Origin of the sequence: Clostridium sp. HGF2, assembly GCF_964240115.1 — a bacterium.
Classification (GTDB): Bacteria; Bacillota_I; Bacilli_A; order Erysipelotrichales; family Erysipelotrichaceae; genus Clostridium_AQ; species Clostridium_AQ innocuum.
The window spans coordinates 104,636-129,316 of record NZ_CAXSSO010000009.1; the positions used below are offsets into that span (position 1 = coordinate 104,636).

Genomic DNA, 24,681 nt, shown 5'->3' on the forward strand with positions numbered 1-24,681 from the left:
TTTCACACAGTCCTTATTTTTCATCTTTTTTATGCAGAATCGCCTTGTTTACAAACGAATGACAGCTTCTTCAAGTCTTTTTTGTATGTAGGATACATGCATCCCATGTATGGAAAAGGTACAGGCTGCCTGCCACAGACAGCCGCAAAAGCTCCCATGCGCACAAGCTTTCCTAACAGAAGACACGGTCGGCTCCACAGCATTTTGTAACCTACCCGCTTTCCTTCCCCAAGGAACACAGAAGACACCAAACAGAAGCCTGATACTGGGAAAGAACAGAAATGCGCATCTGTTCTTCATTAACCCTTGGTTGATTTAGAGGATGTATCTCGGTTGACCTTGATAGGTGCACCGAATAAAATTCGGCCGCATTCCTTATAGGAAAACGGAATGAGCGGATACAGGTATGGAAATTTGATGGTCTTTGTTGACAGCAGTATCACAATGTGCAGCAGGACACCGACGCAGAAGCCGCTGATGCCGAACATGAGTGCCAGAAAGCCGATAAAGATTCGAAATACCTTATTGGCCAGAGACAGCTCATAGCTCGGTGTCAGCAGATTGCCGATATTGACCAGGGCCACCATGATGAGAACCTCTTTTGTATAGGCTCCCAGTTCAATTGCCATATCCCCCAGCAGAAACACAGCCACAAAGCTCATGATGCTGGAAAGGATGGTCGGTGTATGTATCAGAGACTGTCGGATCCATTCCACAATGATATCCGCCAGAATCACCTGAAACCCAAACTGATACACATTAACATGCTGAATCGGTATATTGAGCAATGTCGGATTCTGGTCGATGACCAGTGCAATCCACAGCGGCAATAGATATAGAGAAAACACAATGCCGATCAGACGCAGGACACGGGTAAAGGTTGCCACCAGCGTTGTCTGTGTGTATTCCTCAATCTGCTTGGTCTGTTCAAAAAACGTTGTCGGAAGGATTACACCGGTAGGAGAATTATCGACAAGTGCAATCAGATACCCCTGTAGCAGGTGAATTGCACAGATATCCGGACGCTCACAATAGCGGACATGCGGATAGGGATTCCATGTTTTCCCATACAGCAGCTCCACCAGATTTCGCTCGCTGAGGATTTCCGCCTCCGGCAGTGTATGCATACGGCTTTCAAAATCATGCAGCACATCCACATCCACCAGACCGTCAATATACAGATAGGCAACGTCCGTTCGCGTCTTAACACCTTCCTTGTTCATCGTGACAACCAGGCGCGGATCGCGGATTCTGCGGCGGATCAGGCCGACATTGAGGATAACATTTTCCACGAAGCCGTCATGGGCTCCGCGTACGCTTTTCTCCACATTCGGCTCTGCTGTGGATCTTGCCGGATAATGCCTGGTTTCTATGCAATAGTAGACCTCGTTGTTATCCATCAGCACCAGACACTGTCCGCTCAGCATATTGGTGATTGCTTTTTTTTGATCGGTCACCTTATCAACTGCACCGGGATAAAAGGTGATGTGCAAATCATTTCCTGCTGTGATTACAAAGCCCTCCACCAGAGATGCGATCAGCTCACTGTCAGAAAGGGAGGAAAGGAATATCAGCCATGCCTGTGTATTCTGAATCGTGACATGGCGGTAGACAATGTCAAAGGACGGCGACAATGCAGTGCGGACTTCCTCCAGGCGCTGTGTCAGCTTCATCATTAGGATTTGGCGCGAAACACAAGTGCTGCCAGAAAGGCAAACAGAATGGCACTGGTGATTCCGGCCGCCGTCAAGTCAAACATACCTAGCAGAATCCCCATGATGCCATCACTCTGTGCTTTTGCCAGAGCACCGTGAATCAGAGAATGTCCAAAGCTGGTAATCGGCAAAGAGGCACCCATACCGGCAAACTCCAACAGCTTGTCATACCATCCAAAGGTATCCAGTGCCGCTCCGATCACCACAAATAAAGAAGTGATATGCCCCGCTGTAAGCTTGGTATTATCATAGATCAGCTGTCCTGCAAGGCAGATTCCGCCGCAGACGACAAACGCGCTGATAAAAGTCATCATTTCACATCACTCCTTTCGTATACGATGGCATGTGCAATACATGGTATGGTTCCCTTCTGTGCAACCGCCACCGGTGAAAGCAGTGCACCTGTCGCAACCACCATAATGCGGGAACACTCCCCGTCCTCAAGCTTCTTCAGCAGCTTTGCCATGGATACGCACATACTGCAGGCACATCCGCTGCCGCCGCAGAAGATATCCTGATGCTCAAAATCATAAATCATCAAGCCGCAGTCATGCAGGCGGTTATCAATGTTATAGCCCTCCTGATTCATAAGATCAACCAGAAAGGAGAATCCGATTTTTGATAAATCCCCGGTAACAATCATGTCATAATCCTTCAGCTCACGATGCATATCCTTCAGATGACGGGTAATCGTATCATAGGCAGCCGGTGCCATTGCCAGCCCCATATCATTGGCGTCCTTATGATCCCAGTCGACGATTCTGCCCGGGGTGAAGGCAGTTACCCGGATGTTGCTTTTCTGATTTGACAGCAATACAGCACCGGCGCCTGTCACTGTCGAGGTCGTCGTTTCCTTTTTCTGAATTCCATATTCGTTGGGGAAGCGAAACTGCCGCTCGGCAGTTGCCACATGTGAGCTGGTAAAGGCCAAAACCTGCTTCGCCAGCTCATGCTCTACCCATACGGAGCCGTTACCGATAACCAGAGAGGAAGTGGAGCAGGCACCATACATTCCAAGAAAGGGAACCTCCAGATCCTTGGCGAAATAATGCGAGCTGGTCAATTGATTGATGAGATCACCGCCGACCAGCAGATCAATATCACTTACGCCCTTGCCTGCTTTACGCAGGGTCAGGTCAACGGCATCAGCCAGCAGGACACGTTCCGCCTTTTCAAAGCTGGACTCCCCGCAGTAAGCATCCGCATAGCTCTTATCAAAAAGGCTTCCCAGCGGCCCCTCTTTTTCCAATGGCCCTACAACAGTAGAGCGCGCCTGTACATAGACGTTTTTAAATGTAACTGTATGCATATCAGGCACCAAAAAGCAGGTAGCGAATCGTACCAAAGACGAATGCCGCTGTGATTCCATAAGTCAGAACCGAGCCTGCCAGCTTAAACATATTGCTGCCGATACCGAAAATCGGTCCCTCTGTACGCCCCTCTATCGCACAGGAGGTCAGACAGTTCGCAAAACCGCTGATGGGAATAAACAATCCCGCACCGCATTTCTGTGCTGCCTTATCATAGACACCGAAGCCGGTCAGCACTGCTGTAATCAGTATCACCGTAACGACGGTCACCGAACCCGCGGTATCCTTATCCAAATCGAACATATTCATACACAGCATCATAAACAGCTGTGCCACAACAGCAAGAGCTCCTCCGCTGATGAATGCAATCAGTGCATTTCTGCCCTTGTGCTGAGCAGGTACATGTTTTTTTGCAGTATCCTGCAATGTTTTCTTATCCATCATAATCACTCCTTCATGGCTAGTATGCACATGTTTTATGGAGTTATAAAACGAGTTCAGAAAAACATCACGAAACAAACAAGTGCCGAACAGCCATTTCCCTGATAATGTAGCTGTAAAAAGGAAGTGATTACATGAGAAATATACGAAGATGGGGTCGCCTTCTTATGCTGTGTCTGGCGATTGGTTCTCTGAGTGCGGCAGCACAAAAGACCTATGCATGGCTTACTGACACATCAACAGGCAGCCCGTTGCAGGTGGAAGCAGCATCCTACACTACGGGTAACGTGATTGTACTGGACGCAGGACATGGCGGATATGATACCGGCAGCATTTCCTATGACGGGGTTTATGAAAAGGATATTACCCTTGCGATCACGCAGAAAATCGGAGAGCAGCTGGAGAAGGCAGGCTATACGGTGGTATATACACGCACCAGTGATGAGGTCATATGGTCAAATGATAACAGGGACGATCTTCGCACCCGCGTTGCCATTGGAGAGGAAGCAGGAGCGGATTATTATATTTCCATACATACCAATGCCAGTGAATACGGGGATGGTGCCAGCGGCTTTGAAGCCTATATCGATTATGAAAATGATACGATTACAGCCATGGCGCAGTCCATTGAGCAGAAGCTGATGCAGCTGGGATACACGCAGAATCGCGGCTTGAAAAGCACACAGGATAGCTCGTTGTATGTGATTGACAGCAACCCTGTGCCTGCCATGCTGCTGGAGCTTGGCTTCATCACCGACAGTGCGGATGCAGCCTATATGTGCAGCGAGGAAGGACAGAATGCACTCGCTCAAAGCATTGCACAGGGAATCCTGGAACAGCTCTAGCTTTCGCACCTTTTCTAGGTTATAATTAGAACACGAGGTGAATACAATGCAGAAAAAAATATCTTCTACACCGGTATATGAGGGAACGATCTTTCACATGAGCCGGGATGAGGTTGAAATCAAGGGAAAAACATATCCCAGAGATGTGATTCATCATGACGGCGGTGTCGGTGTCCTCGCTATCAGGGATGGAAAAATTTTACTGGTCAAACAGTACCGCTATGCAATTCAGAAGGAAACTCTGGAGATTCCTGCAGGAAAGCTGGAAAAGGGAGAGGATCCGTATCTGTGCGGTTTACGGGAGCTGGAGGAGGAAAGCGGCTATACGAGCGAACGGCTGGAAACGCTTTGTGCCATGTACTCGACACCCGGCTTCTGCAGTGAGAAAATCTATCTGTACTGGACAAAAAAGCTGATTCCGGTGGAGCATCCCCGCGCCATGGATGAGGATGAGGAAATCGAAACGCTATGGGTGGATATCCGCAAGGCTGCCGCTATGGTGAACGATGGGACGATTAAAGATGCCAAAACGATCATTGCCATACAGTATGCAAACCTGTACCTTGTCTGAGGGAAAGGTGCCAAGCAATAAAACAGTCTGTGACGGTTCTGCCTGCCAAAGGACAGGTCAATCGAATTTTTTCGGTAAAGGAAGGAAATCTGTATGCTCAGTGTCCTGATGGGAATCATAGTGTTTGAAATACTATTTAGTTTCATTGCAAAGAAAGATAAGAAACTGTTCCTGGCCTGTTCCGTATCTTTTTGGATAGGTATAGCATTTATCTTATCGCTTCAATTTTTTGAGCAATAACTGAATTCCAAAAGAAAAATACAATATAGAAAAAGCGATGGTTAAGATAAAAATCCAATTATCCTCTCCATCGTTTTTGTATATTATAACCTACGATAGCTCCTGCAACCGCTTCGTCAGTATTATGTCAATCATGCATCTACTGCTCACTTTTCTGATCTACTTTCCGTTATACATATCTACATGTGAGATAGTGAATCATCCTGAATGAAATAAGCAAATTTAGCCCTTATCCGCTAAGATTCCACCACCCTAGCCATTCTGACAGATTTTCTCTGTATCCCGATAGTTTCCAAAATTTTTTAAAGAGAAACCGAGAATGGATATCCATACGCATACTTGAAAAAGACATATTATGCTATTTGATAACAGCGTACGTATCTCAATAAAAGTGACCTGTTTGAAATCAGGATTTTGCCACTGTTTTATTTATTTTTGTCTTATAAGCTGCAGAAATTCTTCCTTTAAAATCCGCATCATGATGAAATCGTGGTATTCATAATGGTAGTAATAGCCGTCTTCCTGAATTCCCTCTTTCTTAAATCCGTTTTTCTTGTAAAATCGTAAAGCATCTGTATTGAATCCCACAACACCGATGGCCAGCCTGTGAAAGCCGAGATCGCCAAAGGCATAATCCATCAGCAGGCGGATTGCCTCTGTGCCATAGCCTTTCCCCTGATGTGCCTCATGGGGAATGATAATCGTCAGATCACTTGTCCCCCAGGCAGGATACATCCGCAGCAGTCCGATTTCTCCAATTACTTCATGTTTCTCACAGGTAACGATCGCCAGCCATATACAGTCATGTCCGCTGCGCTGCACACATTGTAAAGACTGTGCAGCCGTTGTCGGATACGGTGCGGCAATCTTCGCCCTTGTCAGCGCATCGTTGTACCAGACATCAAAAAAATCCGTATCCTCTTCTGTAAACGGGCGCAGATACACCCGTTCTCCCTTTAAAAATTGTATTTCCTTCATCGTATTCTCCATTTCTTTTCTTATGTTAACGCTAGCGTTACTGTAACTATGCCTTCAGGCACTCTGCAGATTGATTTGCACTGCCTGATTCCTTTTCCCGTTGTTAGAATAAAGCCAGTGATTATGATCATAAGCATAACAAACACCGGTATAGACATCACCGTGAAGCTTTACTGCGCAGGCGTTTTCCTTTTCTTAACGATATCCTATTTCATCCGCAAACACAGCATACAATAAGAAAATGCAGCCACCCGTATACGTGCAGCTGCAGTACTGGCGATTCACGTTACAGACGTTTACACATCGGATGTCCCTCTTGAAACTGTACCAGATCCCAGAGGTTTCCATACAGGTCTTCAAATACGGCAACAGTGCCGTAATCCGCCTCTTTGGGTTTTCGTACAAAGTGAATGCCGTTTTTCTTCATATCCCAATAGTCTCTTTTGAAATCATCCGTCGCAAGAAACAGGAAGACACGGCCACCTGCCTGATCACCGATAAAAGCCTCCTGTCGTGGTTTGGAAGCCTTTGCGAGCAGAATCGTCGTAGCGTTACCTCCCGGCGGTGACACAACAACCCAGCGCTTATCCTGCTGCGGCTGATAGGTATCCTCTACAAGGGTGAAATGCAGCTTGTTCGTATAAAACTCAATGGCTTCATCATAATCACGTACGACAAGCGCAATGTGAACGATTGCCTGTTTCACAGTCTCACTCCTTTGCTTTTTGTGCAGCTTCCCAGGCGAGCTGAAAGGCACTCTTTTCCTGCTTTTTTTCAGCCTCCTGCTTTTTATTGAAATCCTGCAGCTCTGCACGTCCGGCAACATTGCGCTTTTCCTTCAGCTGCTCATTGAAGCGGTCGAATTTCTCACGAAAGCCGCACACACAGGTATACAGACGCTTTTCCTTTTCTCCGACTATATTCAGCTTCTTATGGCATTTCGGACAACGGGCATTGCTGGTGAACGACAGATTCTGCTTGTATTTGCAGGAAGGACTGCTGCAGGCTAAGAGCTTTCCGCGCTTTCCGTTGATTTCCAGCAGGTTGCTGCCGCATTCAGGACATTTCTTCTGCGTCATATTGTCATGGCGGTAGCTTGCCTCACTGTTTTTCACCTTTTCAACTAGGTCACTGGCATAGCTGCGCATTTCCTTCATAAAGCTTTTATCCTTCAGCTTCCCCTTGCTGATTGCGGTAAGCTTTTCCTCCCAGGTCGCCGTCAACAGCGGAGAGCGTAGCTCCTCCGGTACCAGCGATACCAGCTGGATTCCCTTGCTTAGCGGATAGATGGAGTTCCCGCGTTTTTCAATATAGTTGGTTTTGAACAGCTTTTCAATGATATCCGCACGTGTTGCCACGGTACCGATTCCATTCGCATCCTCTAACACAGCCTTCATACGGCTGTTACTGATAAATTTCGATGGATGCTCCATAGCCGATAACAGGGTTGCCTCCGTATAGCGTGCCGGTGCCTTGGTAAAATGCGAGGTGATGCGCACATCCCTGATTGGATATTGCTGTCCCTTCGCAAGAGAAGGCAGATTCTGATCATCATCCTGCTCTTCATCCTCATCAAAGCGTTCGTTTTTCTGATAGAGTGCGCGCCAGCCGTCACTGATCATAATCCTTCCGCTGGCATAAAAGTCCATATGCTCACACACCGCATGAATTCTGGTCTTCTCATATTCACTCGGTTTACCCAGTACGGCCAGAAACCTGCGAACCACCAGATCATAGATTTTCTTTTCATTTGGTGAAAGCCTGTTCAGCTCCACATATTCCTCGGTTGGGATAATGGCGTGGTGGTCGGATACCTTTGTATCATCGACAAAGCGGCGGCTTACCTTATAGCCGTTTTTCAGCAAGTCACGTGCAAATGGCTCATACACATCAATACAAATCGCCTGCAGCCGTTCCTTCAGTGTCCCAACGATATCCTGACTCAGATAGCGGGAATCTGTACGGGGATAGGTCAGCAGCTTATGTGTTTCATATAAGCTCTGCATATAATTCAGTGTCTCCTTGGCACTGAAGCCGAAGCGCTGATTGGCATCCCTTTGCAGCTCGGTAAGATCATAGAGCTGCGGCGGTTGTTCCTTGTGACGCTTGCGCTCCACGTCCTGAATCGTAATCTGCTTGTGCTTCAGCTGCTTCATGAGCGTCTCTGCCTGCTTACGGTCCATTATGGACACATTGTTGTTCTTGCGATAATCCAGCACAAAGGCACCGGCATCCACACGCAGTGTAAAATATTCCTTTGGTACGAATTTGCGGATTTCCGCTTCCCTGTCGACAATCATAGCCAGTGTCGGCGTCTGCACACGACCGGCAGAAAGCTGTGCATTGAATTTACAGGTCAGCGCGCGGGTGGTGTTCAACCCGACGAGCCAGTCTGCCTCAGCCCGACATACCGCACTGCGGTACAGGGGTTCATATTCTCTGGCATCCTTCAGATGCGTAAAGCCCTCCTTGATCGCCTTATCTGTCTGTGACGAAATCCACAGACGCTTCATCGGCTTGCGTACCCCCGCCTTTTCAAGAATCCAGCGGGCCACCAGCTCCCCTTCTCTTCCGGCATCCGTAGCGATTACAATATCACGGATATCTCCGCGGTGCAGCAGGCTCTTTACCAGCTTGTATTGTCTTGCGGTCTGTGAGATCACCTTCAGCTGCATTTTGTCCGGCAGCATCGGAAGGTCCTGCATATCCCAGGTTTCCAGACGTTTATCATAATCCTGCGGGTCTGCCAGCTCTACCAGATGTCCCAGTGCCCAGGAAACCACATACTTGTTTCCCTCCATATAACCGTCCTTTTTTATCGGACAGCCGAGAACTCTTCCCAGCTCTCTTCCTACACTCGGCTTTTCAGCCAGTACAAATGTTTTGCTCATACTTCCTCCTTGAATCCGGCCAGACGCATCAGCTCTCTGGCATTCGTTGTTGTGCATTTTCCTTCTTTCAGCCGATAATCAAAACAGATGCGATCCTTCTCATAATATTCCGAGAAATGATAATTCACTGCCCGTATGGCCGGGTCGCCGCTCAGCTCGCACAATTCAAAATCATGCGTGGAGATCAGGGTGATGATCCACGGCTGATGCAGATGACGAATGGCACTTGTTGCACAGTAAATGCGATCCGCGCTGTTTGTACCCTTAAAAATCTCATCGATCAAAACCAGCATCGGCTCCTGCTTTCTGCTTGCCTCATTCATTTGCTGAATGCGCAGAATTTCCGCATAAAAGGTCGATATTCCCTCGCTTACATTATCATGCACACGCATCGAGGTAAACAGGTTCATGCTGCCGGCACAAAAGGAATCGGCACAGACTCCGGCGCCTGCATGCATCAGCACAAGATTGATGCCCAGCGTTCGTAAAAAGGTGGTTTTTCCTGACATATTGGAGCCGGTTATGATATAGGTACCGTTATCGATTGTTATAGAATTTGCAACAGCACTTCCTTCCTCCAGCAGCGGATGCACAATATTTACCGCATGCAGATAAGGAGGTTTGGGTGTACTGTCCGCAATACAGACTGCTTCCTTCGCCAGATTCAGCTGTGCAAGAGATAGGTAGCTTTCCAGCTCTCCGATATCCTGCAGCCAGATGCGCAGGGTTCTGCCATAGCGCTGTCTCCAGTCCTGCAGAGCAATCACACATTGGAAATCAAGCAAACCAAAGGCGTTGACGAGGAAAAACAGGATACTGTTGGAGCGCAGCTGTACCAGCATCAGTATGCGGCGCAGTTTTTTTATGGCGGCGCAAGCTTCCTCCACATCCGAACGAATCCTGCAAAGAGCATCACTTTGAAAGGCAGTCTCCTCAATCAGATGAAAGATTCGCTCATAATCTTCAATCAGATATGCCAGTGGTGCTACGCCGGACAGCTGTTGGGCATGCTTCATAAAAAACAAAAGCGAAAGACACAGAGAAACGGTAGCCAGTATGAGAACGGGGCCATAGTGGATGATACCTGACAGAAAAAGAAGCAGTATCATAAGTGTGAGTGCGGATACAAGAGCACACAGCATACGCACAATGCGTGGATATTGTACCTGTTCTTCTTCCATATAGCTTAGGATATGTTCCATGGTTGAACGTTTTTTTCGCTGTCCATGACGCTCATACAGCTTTAAAAGCTGTGTCAGGGTAAAGGTGAATGTCGTCTTTCGGGCGCATTCCTGTACGGCAGCACTGCGGCTTTGCATCGCTTTGCGGGACTGCTGCTGTGCACTGAGAAGCTCTGCCAGTCGTTCTCTTCCGTATACGGTTTTTGCCACACAGAGATACTGATACAGGCTCGCGTCCCCAAACAGATCCAGATCATATGCCTGCGTATTCTCCTCATGCAGAAATTCAGAACCGGTATCCTGAAATGCTTTCCACCCATTGTTCTTGCGCCGCAGTACATCCTGCAGTACCTCCATCATAACCTCATGATCTTCTACCCTCTGTTTCAACGCCCTGTGCTTTGCGGCGATATATAGAAACAGTCCCAGTGAAAGCACACAGAGCGCATAAAACAGCTGCTCATAATAATATCCGCGAAACAGGGCAAACAGAGCAATCAGAATCAGAACACCTCGCTGCATTGCATAGGAAGAGGAGCGCTGCTTTAAGCTTCTGCATACAGCCTGTGTTTCATCGATTTTCCTTTGTAAAGTATCAATCTGCATATCTTCCCTCCTTACATGCTGTTCATTATACCATACCTTTTCGTGATTCCTGTGTGAGAAACCTAAATTTCCCAGATGAAAACTCTTTCAATTTCATGTATAATAAAAATGGTGATGTAAAATGAAACTGGAAACACGTGTCCTGCAAAATCTTACACAGCAGCAGAAGCTATCCATTCGGCAGCAGCAGGATCTGAAAATACTGGAAATGAACAATCAGGAGCTGGAATCCTGGATTGAAGAGGAGCTGGAGAAAAATCCGCTGCTGGAATTTGATGATGCCTATGAAACCGGGGCCGCATCCCATTCCCAGCAGGATTTTGACCTGCTTTTGAATTTTGTGACAAATGAGCAGACCCTTGCGGATGTACTGCAGGAGCAGATTGCCACATGCCTGCATCCGCTTCATAAGGAGCTTGCAGAGTTTATCATCAATTCACTGGATGGAAACGGCTATCTGCAGCTGAAGGATGAAGATATCCAGCGAATGCTTCCACAGTACAGCCTGGATGACATCGAGGATACGATCAATGAGATACAGACCTTTGAGCCGGCCGGAGTCTGTGCCAGAAGCCTTCAGGAATGCCTGCTGATTCAGCTGTGCTTTGAGGACATTCCCTACTCCCAGATTGCCATCATGATTGTAAACTTCTATTTGAAGGAGGTTAGCGAGAACAAGCTTCCTGCGATAGCAGAGGCGCTGCAGATACCTCTGGAGGATGTGCTGCAGGCGATTTCCCTGATCCGCTCACTTGACCCAAAGCCGGGGGCACGCTATGCAACGAGCAGCGCCTATGTAAATCCGGACATGCAGATCGTTGTGGAGGAGAATGAAATCCACATACAGATGTTTCGCAAAACCTATGGACTGCGCTTGCAAGCTCCTGTAAAGGATGCAGATGCGGACACAGCAAAATATCTGAGCCAGCAGCAAAAGCAGGCGGAGGCTCTGCTGAGCAGTATTGAAAAGCGCAATTCCACCATCGAGCGCATCATGGAGGTCATTGCCGTTGTCCAGCAGGATTTCTTTTTGCAGCATGGACAGCTGAAGCCCTTGAACATGAAGGATATCGCGGCTAAGCTGAGCCTGCACGAATCCACCATATCCCGTGCTGTATCCGGCAAATCCATCTTATTTGAACAGCAGATCATTCCCCTGAAGTTTTTCTTTCCTGCCAGAGTGAATGAGGACACGAGTGCAAACGAGGTTCATCTGCGCCTGCGCTCGCTGATTGATCAGGAGGATAAAAAGAAGCCGTACAGTGACCAGAAGCTGTGTGATCTGTTGAAGGAGGATGGCCTGGAAATATCTCGGAGAACCATTGCCAAATACCGGGATCAGCTGAAAATTCCTGCAGCATCAAAGCGCAAACAGTTCTGATTACATAAAGAAACAGTGTGAAAAAGCAATCATCTGTATGAAAATGGTTGCTTTTTTATCTGCTTTTTCGCATACCAATGATGCAATGGTTCTTTATTGATACAAACATAAACCACATAATGACTTCAAACAGACAAGCCCTTTGAAAGGAAGCGTGTTGAAGCTTCTAAAAACAGACAAAAGCCGAAGCATAGCGCCCCGGCTTTTTCTATGAATTAGTCTTCAAACAGTTCGATTTCTTCAAACTCCTGTTTTTCCCCCTGTATTGCAGGCAGCTCACGCTGCTCGACAGCTGCAAGTGTCCGCAGGAAATAGTAATCCTGTGTGGTATGCAACGGCGAGGAGAAGGTGGCGTCTTTGCTCATCAGACTGATATCCTTCGCAAGAATCTTCTGCGTTTCCTCATTGATGATGACAAGCTCATCATTCAGGTCATGAAGTGCAATATGCGCAATCTGATAAGGCTTGGATTTCACCTTTTTACAGATCATGCTGCCCTTGGTCGGACGTCCGGTCACATCAACATCGCTCAGCTTGATGCGCTTCATTTGACACTGATCCGTAAAGACGATCAGCTGGGAAGCATCCCCGTGAGAAATGCAGGCACTGACAATTTCATCCAGGACCAGATTCATTGCCTTCACACCCTTGGAGCGTGGAGAGGTTTCCGGAATGAGGGATACCGGATACCGGCTCACAAAGCCGTTTTTCGATGCAATCAGAATTTCATCATAAGCATAGGCGATCATCGTTTTCACGACCGCGTCCCCATCCAGCAGCTTCATATTGCTCATGGTTTTGTTGTTCCGTGATACTTCATATTCCCGTACTGCCGTCTTTTTCACAAGACCGTTTTTCGTTACGGAAATCATGTAGGCATTCGTCGCAAAGCTGCGCAGGACAAAGGCATCCGTGATTTTTTCTTCTCCGCTGATGCGAATCGTGGAGTTGATATGACTTCCGATTTCCTTCCAGCGGGATTCCTCGACCTCATATACCGGCGTATAGCCATAGGTACCCTGTGTTGTAAAAAACAATACATGATCCAGCGTATTCACTTCCCCATAGCCGACCAGATGATCGCCTTCCTTTAAGCCGGTCATATCGTCTCTGCTGGCACCGTAGCTGCGCATGGATACCCGCTTGAAATAGCCGTCACGGGAAATGGTGAACATCACCTGTTCACTGTTGATCATCGCAAGCTTGTCGATAACGATTTCTTCAATTTCATGCTCAATACTTGTCAAACGCGGTGTCTTAAAGGCCTTTTTCACCTCATTCAACTCACGAATCATGACCTTTTTCAGCATTTTTGGATTCTCCAGAATATCGTGCAGCTCCTCTATTTCATTCAGCAGTGCGGCATATTCCTCACGCAGCTGCGTAATATCCGTGGAAGACAGACGATACAGCCGCATGGTAACGATTGCCTCTGCCTGTGCATCGCTGAAGGCAAAGGCATCCATGATGCGGCGCTTGGAATCCGCCTTGTCCTTGCTGGCACGAATCAATGCAATGATTTCATCCAGAACGGATACCGCCTTGATCAGACCCTCCAGAATATGGCAGCGGTCTTCCTTCTTTTTCAAATCGAAGCGGCTTCTGCGCTCGATCACCTCACGGCGATGCTCAATAAAGGCATCCAGCATCGGAGCCAGACCCATTTGAACCGGACGCTTGTCAACGATCGCCACAACATTATAATTATAGGAAACCTGCAGATCGGTATTTTTATACAGATAATTCAGAATCACCTGGGCATTGGCATCCTTTTTCATATCCACAACGACACGCAACCCGTTGCGGTCACTCTCATCCCGCACATCGAGAATCCCCTCGATTTTTTTGTTCAGACGGATATCATCAATTTTTTTGACCATGTTGCTCTTGATCACTTCATACGGAATTTCTGTAATGACGATCTGCTGTACAGTTTTCTTCTGTTCGATGCTTGCCTTACCGCGGATGATGATGCGGCCCTTTCCGGTTTCAAAGGCTTCCCGGATTCCTTCAATTCCCTGTACGATTCCTCCGGTTGGAAAATCCGGTCCCTGTATGTATTCCATCAGCTCATCCAGACTGCAGTCCGCATGCTGGATACGATACACAGCCGCATCGATTGCCTCGCTCAGATTATGCGGCGGAATATTGGTCGCATATCCGGCAGCAATACCCGTAATGCCGTTAACCAGCAGGTTGGGATAACGGGCAGGAAGCACGGTCGGCTCCATTGCCGTATCATCGAAGTTCGGTGCCCACAGCACGGTTTCCTTTTCAATATCCTTTAACAGATGCTCACTGATCCTCCCTAGTCTTGCCTCTGTGTAACGCATGGCTGCGGCGGGATCATCATCAATCGATCCGTTATTTCCCTGCATGTCGATCTGCGGTGTGCGAATCTTCCATTCCTGTGACATACGCACCATTGCATCATAGACTGAGGAATCCCCGTGCGGGTGATAGTTACCGATGACAAGACCGACCGTCTTCGCAGATTTCCGATACCCCTTGTCCCAGGTGTTGCCATCCTCATACATCGCATACAAAATTCTTCGCTGCACCGGCTTCAGACCATCTCTTGCATCCGGCAGCGCACGATCCTGAATAATATATTTTGAGTATCGCCCGAAGCGATCCCCCATGATATCTTCCAGCGGAGAGGAAATGACACTGCTGTGATGCTCAACAGCAGGCAGTTCTTTTTTCTTCATCGTCTTGCCTCCACTTCATAATCATCTTCCAGTGTAAAGGATACGTTTTCCTCGATCCAGTCACGGCGCAGATTGGCCTTATCCCCCATTAAAACAGATACGCGCTTCTCAGCCACAACCGCATCGTCAATCGTTACCTGAATCAGTGTACGGGTTTCCGGACACATGGTCGTATCCCACAGCTGATCCGCATTCATTTCACCAAGTCCCTTGTAGCGCTGCAGACTGAAGCCCTTCGGGAAGGTTTTGCGCAGCTCATCCAGCTCCTCATCGGTCCATGCATACTGGATTTCCTTGCCCTTTTGCAGCTTGTACAGCGGCGGCAGTGCGATATACACCATGCCCTGTTCAATCAGCTCCCGCATGTAACGGTAGAAGAACGTCAGCAGCAGAATCTGAATATGTGCACCATCCGTATCGGCATCGGTCATGATGATGACCTTATGGTAATTGGAATCCTCTGCGTGAAAATTCGCACCCACACCGGCTCCCAGCGCATGAATGATGGTATTCAGCTCTTCATTTTTTTCGATATTGGTGATGCTTGCCTTTTCGGTATTCAGCACCTTACCGCGCAGTGGAAGAATCGCCTGGTATTTGCTGTCTCTTCCCTGCTTGGCACTGCCTCCGGCAGAATCCCCCTCGACCAGATACAGCTCTTTTTTTCTGGCATCCTTGCTCTGTGCGCTCGCCAGCTTTCCGGATAGGATCTTCTCGGTTTTTCCTCTGGTTTTCCCCTTACGGGCATCCTCACGCGCCTTGCGGGCAGCCTCGCGTGCCGTCGAAGCACGCTGCATCTTCTTGATTAGTGTGATGGCAAGCTCCTTGTTTTCCTCCAGGAAAAAGCTCAGCTTTTCACTAACGATACTGTCCACCGCTGCCTTCGCCTCTGCCGTTCCCAGCTTGCCCTTGGTCTGTCCTTCAAACTGCAAGAGATTTTCCGGCACCCCCAGTGACAGGATGATCGTCAGCCCTTCCCGGACATCGCTTCCCTCAAAGTTTTTATCCTTTTCCTTCAGTAAGCCGTTTTTCCTTGCGTATTCGTTAAACACCTTGGTAAAGGCATTCTTCGCTCCGGTTTCGTGCGTTCCGCCATCCTTGGTACGAACGATGTTGACAAAGGAAAAAATATTCTCCTGATATTCGTCCGTATACTGGAAGGCACAGTCCACCTTGATATCATTGCTCATTCCGCTGAAAGCAACCGGTTTATGGAAGACCTGCTTATCCTCATGAAGATATTCCATGAAGGCAACCAGTCCCTGCTCATAATGATAAACCTCCTCGCGTTCCTTCCCTTCGCGCTCATCGCGTACGACAAGCTTTAAGCCCTCCAGTAAGAAGGCATCCTCCTGGGCGCGCTCTGCAATCTGGTGAAAGGAATACTTCGTCGTTGAAAACATTGTTTTATCCGCCTTAAAGCGTACCTTGCTTCCGGTTTTGTTCGTTTTACCGATAACCTCCAGCTTGGATACCTCGCGTCCCCCGTCGGAAAAGCTCATGCGATAGATTTTACCGTCACGATGAACCGTAACCTCCACCCATTCACTCAGCGCATTTACCACGCTGGCACCAACACCGTGCAGACCGCCGCTGGTCTTATAGCCGCCCTTCGTGCTGAATTTACCACCGGCATGCAGTACCGTATAAATGACCTGCACAGTGGGAACACCGCTGGCATGCATATCCACCGGCATACCCCGTCCTTCATCCTCCACGCAGATCACGTTGTCTTTTTCTATCGTTATGCGGATTGTATCCCCATGACCGTTCAATGCCTCGTCAATCGAGTTGTCTACGATCTCCCAAACCAGATGGTGCAAGCCTCTGGAATCTGTGGAGCCGATATACATACCCGGTCGTTTTCGTACAGCATCAAGGCCGTCAAGAATCTGTATACTGCTTCCATCATATGCATTTTCTGCCATACCATCACCTCTTTCTATTTCGCTGTCGTTGATCTCATCAACAGCCCGCTTTGTTCAGTGTATCAAATTTAAAACCTTCCTGCAATTAAATTTCTTTTAAAATCCGCAATACGGCCTAATTATTATATACTAAAAACATGAAAATAAGAAGAATTGTTTCTTTTTTCTTTTCCTTATGTGGGTAAGGTGGTAAAATATAGACGAATATGAATGAGGTGAAGCTATGAATATCAACTGGATCTGGTATCTGGGGCTGGGGTATCTGCTGGGGTCCATCCCGTTTGCCCTCGTCATCGGAAAGCTTTTCTATAAGACAGACGTCCGCAATTTCGGAAGCGGCAATCTGGGCGGCACCAATGCAGGACGTGTGTTAGGAAAAAAAGCCGGAATTTCAGTCATTGTCTGTGATGTAGTAAAGGTTGTTGTTGCTGTCGGTGTCGTTTCCTGCTTTGATCTGGAGGCGAGCATATGGGCAGGCTTTGCGGCGGCATTTGGTCACTGTTATCCGGTATTTGCAGGGTTCCGCGGTGGGAAAGCCGTTGCGACAATGTTTGGATTTCTGTTATCAACATCCATTTTTACCTTCCAGAGTGCGTGGTATCTGATCGTGCCGTTCGCAGTATTTCTGGTTGTGCTGTACGCAGGTAAGATGGTATCGCTGTCCAGCATGTGCGCTGCACTTACCAGCAGTATCTATATCACGGTTATGCAGCTGCATATCAGCGTGGAGATTGTCGCGGCCAGCTGGCTGTTGACAATACTGGTGATCTACCGGCACAGGGCAAATATCGTAAAAATTAAAAACGGTACGGAAAACAAAATATCCTGGCTGTGATCCAATAAGAAAAATGCAGACCGGCATACGGTTCTTTCTTATTTTAGGGTTTTTGCAAAAGGGAGACTTCAACACTATTGTATTTATCAATAGAAGTTGAAGTCTCCCTGTTTTATATTTACCCGCAATCGAGAAAGAACCTGGCATCCGCATGGGCTGCATTTTTTTATACTTAGCCATGTATATGTTGAACACCTTCATGAATCTTCTTTGCAGGAAGCATCGTCCATTGATTATAGAATACTACAGCGTTCTTTTTTGCCTCTAGCGCCATCAGATGTCCACACCATATTGCTGAATCAGTTCTCTTTGATGTGCGGCACGCATACCCGGCAGCTTCCGCATTTTAGCATCATAGCGTTCACATTCCGATAAATGAATTTCCTTTACAAATGCTTCATATGGAAGCTGTCCCAGAAAGGTCTCCTCTTCCAAATCATAAAAGGCCGCATACCAAGTATCAATTTGTATGTCCTCTCCACTTACCGGATCCTTCATCCCAAAGGGTGCCTCCGGCTTGTTTGGCAACAGACTGTCAACGGTGGAGGTTATTGTATATACACCGAAAAATCCATCCTCCTTCTGGTAGACGCGTGGTACTGCATAATAAACATCCTGCTTCTGATGGTTATGCAGCCATGCTCCGAAGTCGTCGTGCATCTCCTCATGATCCTGCTGTTCAAACCAAAGTGGGTGCATAGCGGAAAAGAAACAGCCATCCGCATGCTCCTTCAGAAAGGAACCCAGACACTTGTCACTGAATGTGGTGAGATGCTGCTTAATACCTGCAATGCTTCGCAGCTCCTGTGTTTCCCCATCCTGTTCAAAGGCACTCGTCTTCCAACGTTTGCAGAGGTGCTGAATCAGGGCATAAAAGGCTTCGATTTCCTGATGGCAGGTCGGCAGCAGCAGATACAGCTCCACCTCATACGGCTGCTTCCAGACCACCTGTATACCTCTTGCGATACACGAAGGGTCATACAGGATAAAGTCATCTGCCAATTCCGCCTCCAGCGGCTGCATCCGCCAGGTGCTGTCCATGACGCCTGCCTGCAGACCGGTTTCCAGAAAATCATGCATACTGAGTTTCTTTTTGAAAATTCCCCTGTTTACAATTTTAATATCCACACTCATGATGTAATTCCTCCATAGATGTCCTGCCCCAGCGTTTGCAGCTGTTTACGGTTATTGATTCGATAAACGCCTTTTTCACATTTACATATGAGCCCCTGTTCACAAAACTGTGACAGACAGCGCTGTAGCTGCCGGTAGCTGCATCCAATCAAACTGCTAACCTCACCATGATCCTCCTGAAAAACATCCCGCTCACATACTGCCATGAGATATGATGCCAAACGGTTTTCAACCGGATAGGAAAGCGAGATGGATGCGTTGCGATTGCTGTTTTTCAGCTTTTCCGACAGCTCTGATACCAGATACTGCAGAAAGCGGACATCCTGTCTGAGTGACTGTTCACAGCGAGCTAATGGCAACTGCAGTGTTATTACTTCACTCAATGCCGTCACTTCATTCAGCACAGGCATCTGCTTCCAAAGCTCCACCTCACCAAGAATACTGAGCGGATACAGGAAGGAGTGCAGGACCGTTTGTCCGTTTGCACTGATATAGCTGGTCTTTGCCTTTCCCTCCACCAGAAACAAAAGATGATGCAGCTCGGTATCTGCATGCAGAAGGATATCCCGCCGCTTCCATGTTTTTAATTCCAGCATGGATATATGCCGTTCCTCCAGAATCTGATCGAGTCGATATTTCCGAATATAAGCGGCTGCCGTTTTTTCCATACGCTTCCTCCGTCCGTTTTTAAAAAGGTATGCAATGTGTATCGCCTTTCCTTAATCATCTGCTTTCTTCTCTCATTATGACATATGTCCTATGCGTGTTCAAGAAAAACCTGTATTCTACTATACGAGGTGATAATATGGCAATCAGTATGGCAATACTCAGTGGTATTGTGGTCAGTGTCATGATGGTATTTAACGGACAGCTTTCTGATCTGATCGATCTGTATACCGCAACGGTTCTAATCCATGCCTGCGGGTTATTGACGATGTATATCGTTTTAAAAGTAAAACACATTTCGCTTCGAGACCTTCCCCATGCTTCCCGTTTTTTATATCTGGGTGGTGTAATCGGGGTATTCACTGTCTTTTTCAACAATCTGACCATTACGATTTTGGGAGCTTCTATGATTAGTGCATTGGGATTATGTGGACAGATGCTGACTTCGATCATTCTGGAACAAAGCGGTGCGCTTGGCACAAAAAAACAGAAACTGCAGCCGATAAAGCTGGTATCTCTGCTCATTATTTTAATAGGAATCGGGGTGATGCTGGAATGAGATATATCTGTTCCATTTTCTTTGCATTGCTGGCAGGAGTCAGTATCGTATTGAGTCGCAGTGTAAATGCCTTGTTGGCGGAAAAAATCGGAGCATTATCCAGCAGCTTTTTCAATTATGCGAGCGGGTTGCTGGCGAGTCTGGCTTTTCTGTTGCTGTTTGCCCCGCATATTTCCCCCGCACTCCCGCAGCTGATGAAAAACGGGAACGCTATCCTGCTTATGGGCGGTGTCATCGGTGTCATCAATATTATTATTCTAAATCGTATCGTAACCCGCATTCCTCCCCTGCAGCTGACACTGATTGTATTTGTTGCACAGCTTGCCAGCGGTATGCTGCTGGATTATTTTCTGCTGGATCTGTTTTCCATGCGCAAGCTGATCGGCTGCAGTATCGTTGTCATCGGTCTGCTGATTCACACCTATGCGCAGGGTAAGCCGGCAGCCTGAGGCTTCACAATCGTATCGGTTTGCTACTTCTTCCTCCGATCCTGAAGGCTATGAAAACGAGTGCCGATATGACGAGCAATAAAAAGAACCAATACAGCACATACACCCAATGCTGCAGCATCAAACATGAAGCCTCCAAGATACTCTCCAAACGAATCGACACCCTTACTGGCAAAAAAAGCCGTGATGCTTCGATTCTGACGGCAGAATTTATCGATATCAGGTTTGCATACACCTAACACCAGAAAAACCGTCAGCACGACAACACCGCCAGATAAGACTCTTTTCTTATTTCTCATGTTTTATTCCTCCTGCAGCTATCCTGAAAAGTATATCACAAATCTTTCGTTAAAAAGAAATCTTACCTTTGTTTTCTACAGGGAATACAGAGAAAGATTTCTTTTCTTATGTCTGCAGCAGGTCACAATGACAAAATGTGAAACGAACAGAATAAGCATGCAAATGCGTTTTCATATCCTGTGTCCGCATTATTAGCCGATACAGCAGAGATTCAAAGGTACATAATTGCAAGCAGTATCAGAAGAACAATAACAACGAGTACACCACCACCGATGATATAGCTGCTGTATGTTTTGTGTAAATCCTGTTGTTTGGAAACCCATGTTTTGTTCAATTCCTTTGTTTCCTTTGAAATCTGAGACATACATTCACCTTCCTTCCAGTTGCTATTCATGCCTGATTAGATAAACAAAGCCGGCCTGCTGCAGCAGGGGGATATACGAAAGATGAAAGAACATTCAATTTCAAGATAAAACAAGTAATTTGAATCAGCTTTCATGTACTGTTTGCATCCGCGCGCAAAATGCGGGGAATGGAATCGAGTTTGAATATTTGTATTGAAGTCTGTCGCATTTTCAATACATATAAATTTTATACATGCTTCACTGAATTTTCATATGGATACTTTTCACAGTAAATATCTATTACTATATGTCCCGTCTGATTTAACTGCCACTCTACATCTTATATATAGCATATTTTTCATTATAATACAATAGCACGTAACCTTTATACCTATTTCTCAACATATATAGATTTTATGATTGCAGCAAATTCCAGCATAACAATTCATCATTGCAATATGGAAAAGCCATCATTATCTGCACTCCTGTTACGCTTATGTGTTTGTATACCTGATTCGGATATCGGTTAACCACCTTGACACATTCCAAATTCCGTAAACCCTCAACAGCCAACAAGCGCTTTTTTGCTCATGTTTACAAAATCAATTATAAAAAAAATAAAAATATTTGTAAAAATTTTAGGAGTTTTGCATGTTCGATACGTATATAAGAGTGTATATAAAAAAAGGAGAATTGTACATATGCAAAAAGAGATGAAAAGGGAGTATCCGATTCCCTTTCACAATGATGTTTTTTTCAAGTATATGCTGATTGGAGAGGATGCAGGCTCTAAATTGCTGAGAAGCAGAATTATTGAAGAAATTTATGGATTGAAGGTTCAAAGAACCCAGGTGCTGAATCCGGAGCTGCTGCCGGAAGTCTTTTTCGGAAAACGAGCGGTTTTGGATGTTGTATTGGAGGATGAAACCGGTCACCTTTATGATTTGGAGATGCAGGTATCCGGGTATACGAAGGAGGAACAGCTGCGTTTTCAGCAGTATGGCTACCGACTGGTCGGAAGACAGCTGAAGCAGGGGGATGATTACACAAAGCTGAAGCCGTTTTATCAGATTATCTTTATGAATTCGATGCCTAAAGCAGGAGGCCGCATGATTCGTCACTATACGGTAAAGGATGAAGACAATCAGGAAGAACCAAACAATACTCTGCATCGCGCAATTGTGTTTTTACCGATGATCAGGCAGCGTGTGAAGGAGGTCGGGGGTATGGAAAACCTGACAGAATTTGAAACCTTCTGTTATGTGCTTGCATATAATCCGGATGATGCTATACTAAACATGAAGAGAAGGATGGTGAATGTGGCTATGGGAAAATATAATGCAATGCGTGAAGATGGCCCGTTATTCAGCTGGGCGGAATCGGTGGAGTTTGCGAATCGTGCAGTACAGGCAAATCTGAGAGAGCAAACTGCGGAAGCCAAAAGACAGGGAAAGGATGAGGGTCTTGACCAAGGCAAGAAAGCCTTATTAAAAGCACAGATTATCCATAAGTATGGAATCGATGATGGATGGGTGGATACCTTGTCCAACGCGCAGATTGATGCTGCCGTCATATGTATTCTGGAATGTGAAGCCTATCCCGACTTAAAGGAAAAGCTGAAGCATACCGCTGCGGAATAGATCAAGTTCTCCTGTCTTTAAACGTTTATTCAAAAAAGAACCTGCCGCCTGACGGGTTCTTTTCCTTACATTATAGCACCAGAGAATACACATCATCGAATGCTTTACAGAATTTTTGTCGTCCATTCCTCCAGATTCCAGACCTCATCCACAATATCGCCATAGAAATCCGGGTCATGGGAAACCAGAAGGATCGTTCCCTTGTAGGCCTTCAATGCCCGCTTCAGCTCCTCCTTGGCATCCACATCCAGATGGTTGGTAGGCTCATCCAGCACTAAAACGTTATGCTCACGATTCATCAGCACGCAAAGACGAACCTTTGCCTGTTCTCCTCCGGAAAGCACACACATTCCGGATTCGATATGATCTGTCGTCAGTCCGCACTTTGCCAGAGCCGCACGTACCTCACCGTTTGTCATCGCCGGATACTCTTTCCAGAAATAATCCAGTGCACTCATGGATTCTCCGGCTTCCTCCTGCTCGAAAAAGCCGATGGATGCATACGGGTCAACCTCAACGCTTCCGCTGACGCCTGGAATTCTGCCCATCAGCGTTTTCAGCAGTGTTGTCTTACCAAGACCGTTAACACCTTTTATCGCCACCCGCATATTGCGCTCCAGCACCAGATGCATTGCTTTTGTCAGCGGTTCCTCATAGCCGATCACCAGTTCCCTTGCGTCGAAAATCACACGCCCCGGTGCGCGGTCCGATAAAAAGGAAAAGCTGGGCTTCACTTTTTCCTTTACCTTTTCGATACGATCCATCTTATCCAGCTTCTTCTGGCGGGAATGAGCCATGTTACGCGTTGCAACACGCGCCTTGTTGCGGGCGATGAAATCCTCCAGATCGGCGATTTCCTTCTGCTGTTTTACATATGCCGCCTCCAGCTGGCGTTTCTTTAACGCATGCTGTTCTAGAAAATAATCGTAATCTCCGACATACCGTGTCAGCTCACAGTTTTCAACATGATAAATAATGTTGACAACGCTGTTCAAGAACGGAATATCATGCGACACCAGAATAAATGCATGCTCATAGGAAATCAGAAAGTTCTTCAGCCATGCAATATGTCCCTCATCCAGATAGTTGGTCGGCTCATCCAGAATCAGAATCATCGGATTTTCCAGCAGCAGCTTGCATAACAGCACCTTGGAGCGCTGCCCTCCACTCAACATGGTAACATCCTTTTCCAGACCGATATCCAGTAATCCAAGTCCCTGTGCGACCTCCTGTATTCTGGCATCAATCATATAGAAACCGCTGTGCTCCAGTATGTCCTGAATTTCCCCGACATCCTGCAAAAGCTCATTCATACACTCCTCACTGCAATCTCCCATCTCTTCATATTTCTGCAGCATTTCCGCTTCCAGCTCAAACAGATGGGAAAATGCATCCTGCAATACTTGGCGAATCGACTTTCCCTTCTCCAGAACCGTATGCTGATCCAGATAGCCTCGTGTGATTCTGCGGCACCAGGCAACACGCCCTTCCTCCGGAACCAGCTTTCCCGTCAGTATATTCAGAAAGGTTGATTTCCCTTCTCCGTTGGCTCCGACAAGACCAACATGCTCACCGCTCAGCAAACGAAAGGATACATTCTCCAGAATCTGTCTTCCACCGAAGCTGTGCGAAACATTTTCTACCGTAACAATACTCATACCTACCTCCACAATTCTTACCCTGACAAGTATACCATGTGCTCCATTTGTATGCAATCCTGCTTTCCGTTTGTAGAAGGCTTTACTACTCGAATGAAATCGTCAATACCAGTGATACGTTTATACAAATAAAGGCAGGCCGTTTTCGAATATAATTCCTGCCGAATACAATGCTTTTATAAGAAAGCAAATACGCCTCACCGTTTTGTATCAACTGGTTCCAAATGGCTTGATCAACATGCTTCATATGATAACATATGCTATGCTACTTCCAGAAACGGCTTTCACTGCCTTATTT

General features: G+C 46.8%; 22 protein-coding genes. 7 read left to right on the plus strand and 15 right to left on the minus strand.

What is annotated here, in order from left to right; genetic code table 11:
• Nucleotides 1-299: 299 nt before the first annotated feature.
• The 4 genes from ACESPQ_RS15460 to ACESPQ_RS15475 are packed head-to-tail and all read right to left on the minus strand — an operon-like array spanning nucleotide 300 to nucleotide 3,466.
• Nucleotides 300-1,676, minus strand: a complete 1,377-nt coding sequence (locus ACESPQ_RS15460) for a spore germination protein (RefSeq protein WP_373144542.1) — start codon at nucleotides 1,674-1,676, stop codon at nucleotides 300-302.
• Complete coding sequence (spoVAE, locus tag ACESPQ_RS15465) at nucleotides 1,676-2,029, minus strand: stage V sporulation protein AE (RefSeq protein WP_002609180.1); 354 nt, start codon at nucleotides 2,027-2,029, stop codon at nucleotides 1,676-1,678. The genes ACESPQ_RS15460 and spoVAE overlap by 1 nt, the downstream gene beginning before the upstream one ends.
• A complete protein-coding gene (gene spoVAD / locus ACESPQ_RS15470; RefSeq protein WP_008727756.1) occupies nucleotides 2,026-3,024 on the minus strand; it encodes a stage V sporulation protein AD in 999 nt (332 codons plus the stop codon). The genes spoVAE and spoVAD overlap by 4 nt, the downstream gene beginning before the upstream one ends.
• Before the next feature lies 1 nt (nucleotide 3,025).
• Entirely contained in the window at nucleotides 3,026-3,466 is a 441-nt protein-coding gene (locus ACESPQ_RS15475) for a SpoVA/SpoVAEb family sporulation membrane protein (RefSeq protein WP_038274527.1), read from the minus strand.
• Between the two features lie 134 nt (nucleotides 3,467-3,600).
• Here ACESPQ_RS15475 and ACESPQ_RS15480 point away from each other — a divergent pair, with 134 nt between their 5' ends.
• Nucleotides 3,601-4,311, plus strand: a complete 711-nt coding sequence (locus ACESPQ_RS15480; RefSeq protein WP_002609183.1) for an N-acetylmuramoyl-L-alanine amidase family protein — start codon at nucleotides 3,601-3,603, stop codon at nucleotides 4,309-4,311.
• Nucleotides 4,312-4,357: 46 nt separating this feature from the next.
• Entirely contained in the window at nucleotides 4,358-4,882 is a 525-nt protein-coding gene (locus ACESPQ_RS15485) for an NUDIX hydrolase (RefSeq protein ID WP_002609184.1), read from the plus strand.
• Nucleotides 4,883-5,551: 669 nt separating this feature from the next.
• Here the strand turns inward: ACESPQ_RS15485 and ACESPQ_RS15490 are convergent.
• The 4 genes from ACESPQ_RS15490 to ACESPQ_RS15505 all read right to left on the minus strand — a co-directional run bounded on the left by ACESPQ_RS15490 (nucleotide 5,552) and on the right by ACESPQ_RS15505 (nucleotide 10,778).
• Nucleotides 5,552-6,100, minus strand: coding sequence for a GNAT family N-acetyltransferase (locus tag ACESPQ_RS15490; RefSeq protein WP_002609186.1), 549 nt, complete (start codon nucleotides 6,098-6,100; stop codon nucleotides 5,552-5,554).
• A 286-nt stretch (nucleotides 6,101-6,386) separates the two neighbouring features.
• Complete coding sequence (locus ACESPQ_RS15495) at nucleotides 6,387-6,806, minus strand: VOC family protein (RefSeq protein WP_257335569.1); 420 nt, start codon at nucleotides 6,804-6,806, stop codon at nucleotides 6,387-6,389.
• A 4-nt stretch (nucleotides 6,807-6,810) separates the two neighbouring features.
• Nucleotides 6,811-8,991, minus strand: coding sequence for a DNA topoisomerase III (locus ACESPQ_RS15500; protein ID WP_373144543.1), 2,181 nt, complete (start codon nucleotides 8,989-8,991; stop codon nucleotides 6,811-6,813).
• The gene (locus ACESPQ_RS15505) at nucleotides 8,988-10,778 is read right to left on the minus strand and encodes a MutS-related protein (protein ID WP_257335566.1); all 1,791 of its coding nucleotides are present in this window, start codon (nucleotides 10,776-10,778) and stop codon (nucleotides 8,988-8,990) included. Before ACESPQ_RS15505 ends, ACESPQ_RS15500 begins: the two co-directional genes overlap by 4 nt.
• Before the next feature lie 121 nt (nucleotides 10,779-10,899).
• On the opposite strand from ACESPQ_RS15505, the gene rpoN reads away from it, so the two are divergent.
• Nucleotides 10,900-12,159, plus strand: a complete 1,260-nt coding sequence (gene rpoN, locus ACESPQ_RS15510) for an RNA polymerase factor sigma-54 (RefSeq protein WP_002609190.1) — start codon at nucleotides 10,900-10,902, stop codon at nucleotides 12,157-12,159.
• 215 nt (nucleotides 12,160-12,374) lie between these two features.
• Here rpoN and parC read toward each other — a convergent pair whose 3' ends face one another.
• Both parC and parE read right to left on the minus strand, forming a co-directional pair.
• Entirely contained in the window at nucleotides 12,375-14,870 is a 2,496-nt protein-coding gene (gene parC / locus ACESPQ_RS15515; protein ID WP_257337519.1) for a DNA topoisomerase IV subunit A, read from the minus strand.
• Entirely contained in the window at nucleotides 14,867-16,798 is a 1,932-nt protein-coding gene (parE, locus tag ACESPQ_RS15520) for a DNA topoisomerase IV subunit B (RefSeq protein ID WP_257379266.1), read from the minus strand. The genes parC and parE overlap by 4 nt, the downstream gene beginning before the upstream one ends.
• A gap of 223 nt (nucleotides 16,799-17,021) precedes the next feature.
• Between parE and plsY the strand changes: the two genes are divergently transcribed.
• Nucleotides 17,022-17,633: a glycerol-3-phosphate 1-O-acyltransferase PlsY gene (plsY, locus tag ACESPQ_RS15525; protein WP_002609193.1), complete on the plus strand. Its 612-nt coding sequence runs from the start codon at nucleotides 17,022-17,024 to the stop codon at nucleotides 17,631-17,633.
• Nucleotides 17,634-17,906: 273 nt separating this feature from the next.
• On the opposite strand, the gene ACESPQ_RS15530 is transcribed toward plsY, so the two are convergent.
• Nucleotides 17,907-18,767 (minus strand): DUF4299 domain-containing protein, encoded by an 861-nt coding sequence (locus ACESPQ_RS15530; RefSeq protein WP_257379267.1) that lies wholly within the window; start codon nucleotides 18,765-18,767, stop codon nucleotides 17,907-17,909.
• Nucleotides 18,764-19,435, minus strand: a complete 672-nt coding sequence (locus ACESPQ_RS15535; RefSeq protein WP_257379268.1) for a cyclic nucleotide-binding domain-containing protein — start codon at nucleotides 19,433-19,435, stop codon at nucleotides 18,764-18,766. The genes ACESPQ_RS15530 and ACESPQ_RS15535 overlap by 4 nt, the downstream gene beginning before the upstream one ends.
• Before the next feature lie 137 nt (nucleotides 19,436-19,572).
• Here ACESPQ_RS15535 and ACESPQ_RS15540 point away from each other — a divergent pair, with 137 nt between their 5' ends.
• Both ACESPQ_RS15540 and ACESPQ_RS15545 read left to right on the plus strand, forming a co-directional pair.
• Nucleotides 19,573-19,992, plus strand: coding sequence for a DMT family transporter (locus ACESPQ_RS15540; protein ID WP_002609196.1), 420 nt, complete (start codon nucleotides 19,573-19,575; stop codon nucleotides 19,990-19,992).
• Complete coding sequence (locus tag ACESPQ_RS15545; protein WP_002609197.1) at nucleotides 19,989-20,441, plus strand: DMT family transporter; 453 nt, start codon at nucleotides 19,989-19,991, stop codon at nucleotides 20,439-20,441. Before ACESPQ_RS15540 ends, ACESPQ_RS15545 begins: the two co-directional genes overlap by 4 nt.
• A 23-nt stretch (nucleotides 20,442-20,464) precedes the next feature.
• Here ACESPQ_RS15545 and ACESPQ_RS15550 read toward each other — a convergent pair whose 3' ends face one another.
• Nucleotides 20,465-20,740, minus strand: a complete 276-nt coding sequence (locus tag ACESPQ_RS15550) for a hypothetical protein (RefSeq protein WP_002609198.1) — start codon at nucleotides 20,738-20,740, stop codon at nucleotides 20,465-20,467.
• Between the two features lie 212 nt (nucleotides 20,741-20,952).
• Nucleotides 20,953-21,105 (minus strand): hypothetical protein, encoded by a 153-nt coding sequence (locus ACESPQ_RS15555; protein ID WP_002609199.1) that lies wholly within the window; start codon nucleotides 21,103-21,105, stop codon nucleotides 20,953-20,955.
• 681 nt (nucleotides 21,106-21,786) lie between these two features.
• Here ACESPQ_RS15555 and ACESPQ_RS15560 point away from each other — a divergent pair.
• Nucleotides 21,787-22,725 (plus strand): PD-(D/E)XK nuclease family transposase, encoded by a 939-nt coding sequence (locus ACESPQ_RS15560; protein WP_002609200.1) that lies wholly within the window; start codon nucleotides 21,787-21,789, stop codon nucleotides 22,723-22,725.
• Nucleotides 22,726-22,829: 104 nt separating this feature from the next.
• Here ACESPQ_RS15560 and ACESPQ_RS15565 read toward each other — a convergent pair whose 3' ends face one another.
• Nucleotides 22,830-24,383, minus strand: coding sequence for an ABC-F family ATP-binding cassette domain-containing protein (locus ACESPQ_RS15565; protein WP_008727761.1), 1,554 nt, complete (start codon nucleotides 24,381-24,383; stop codon nucleotides 22,830-22,832).
• Between the last annotated feature and the right edge of the window lie 298 nt (nucleotides 24,384-24,681).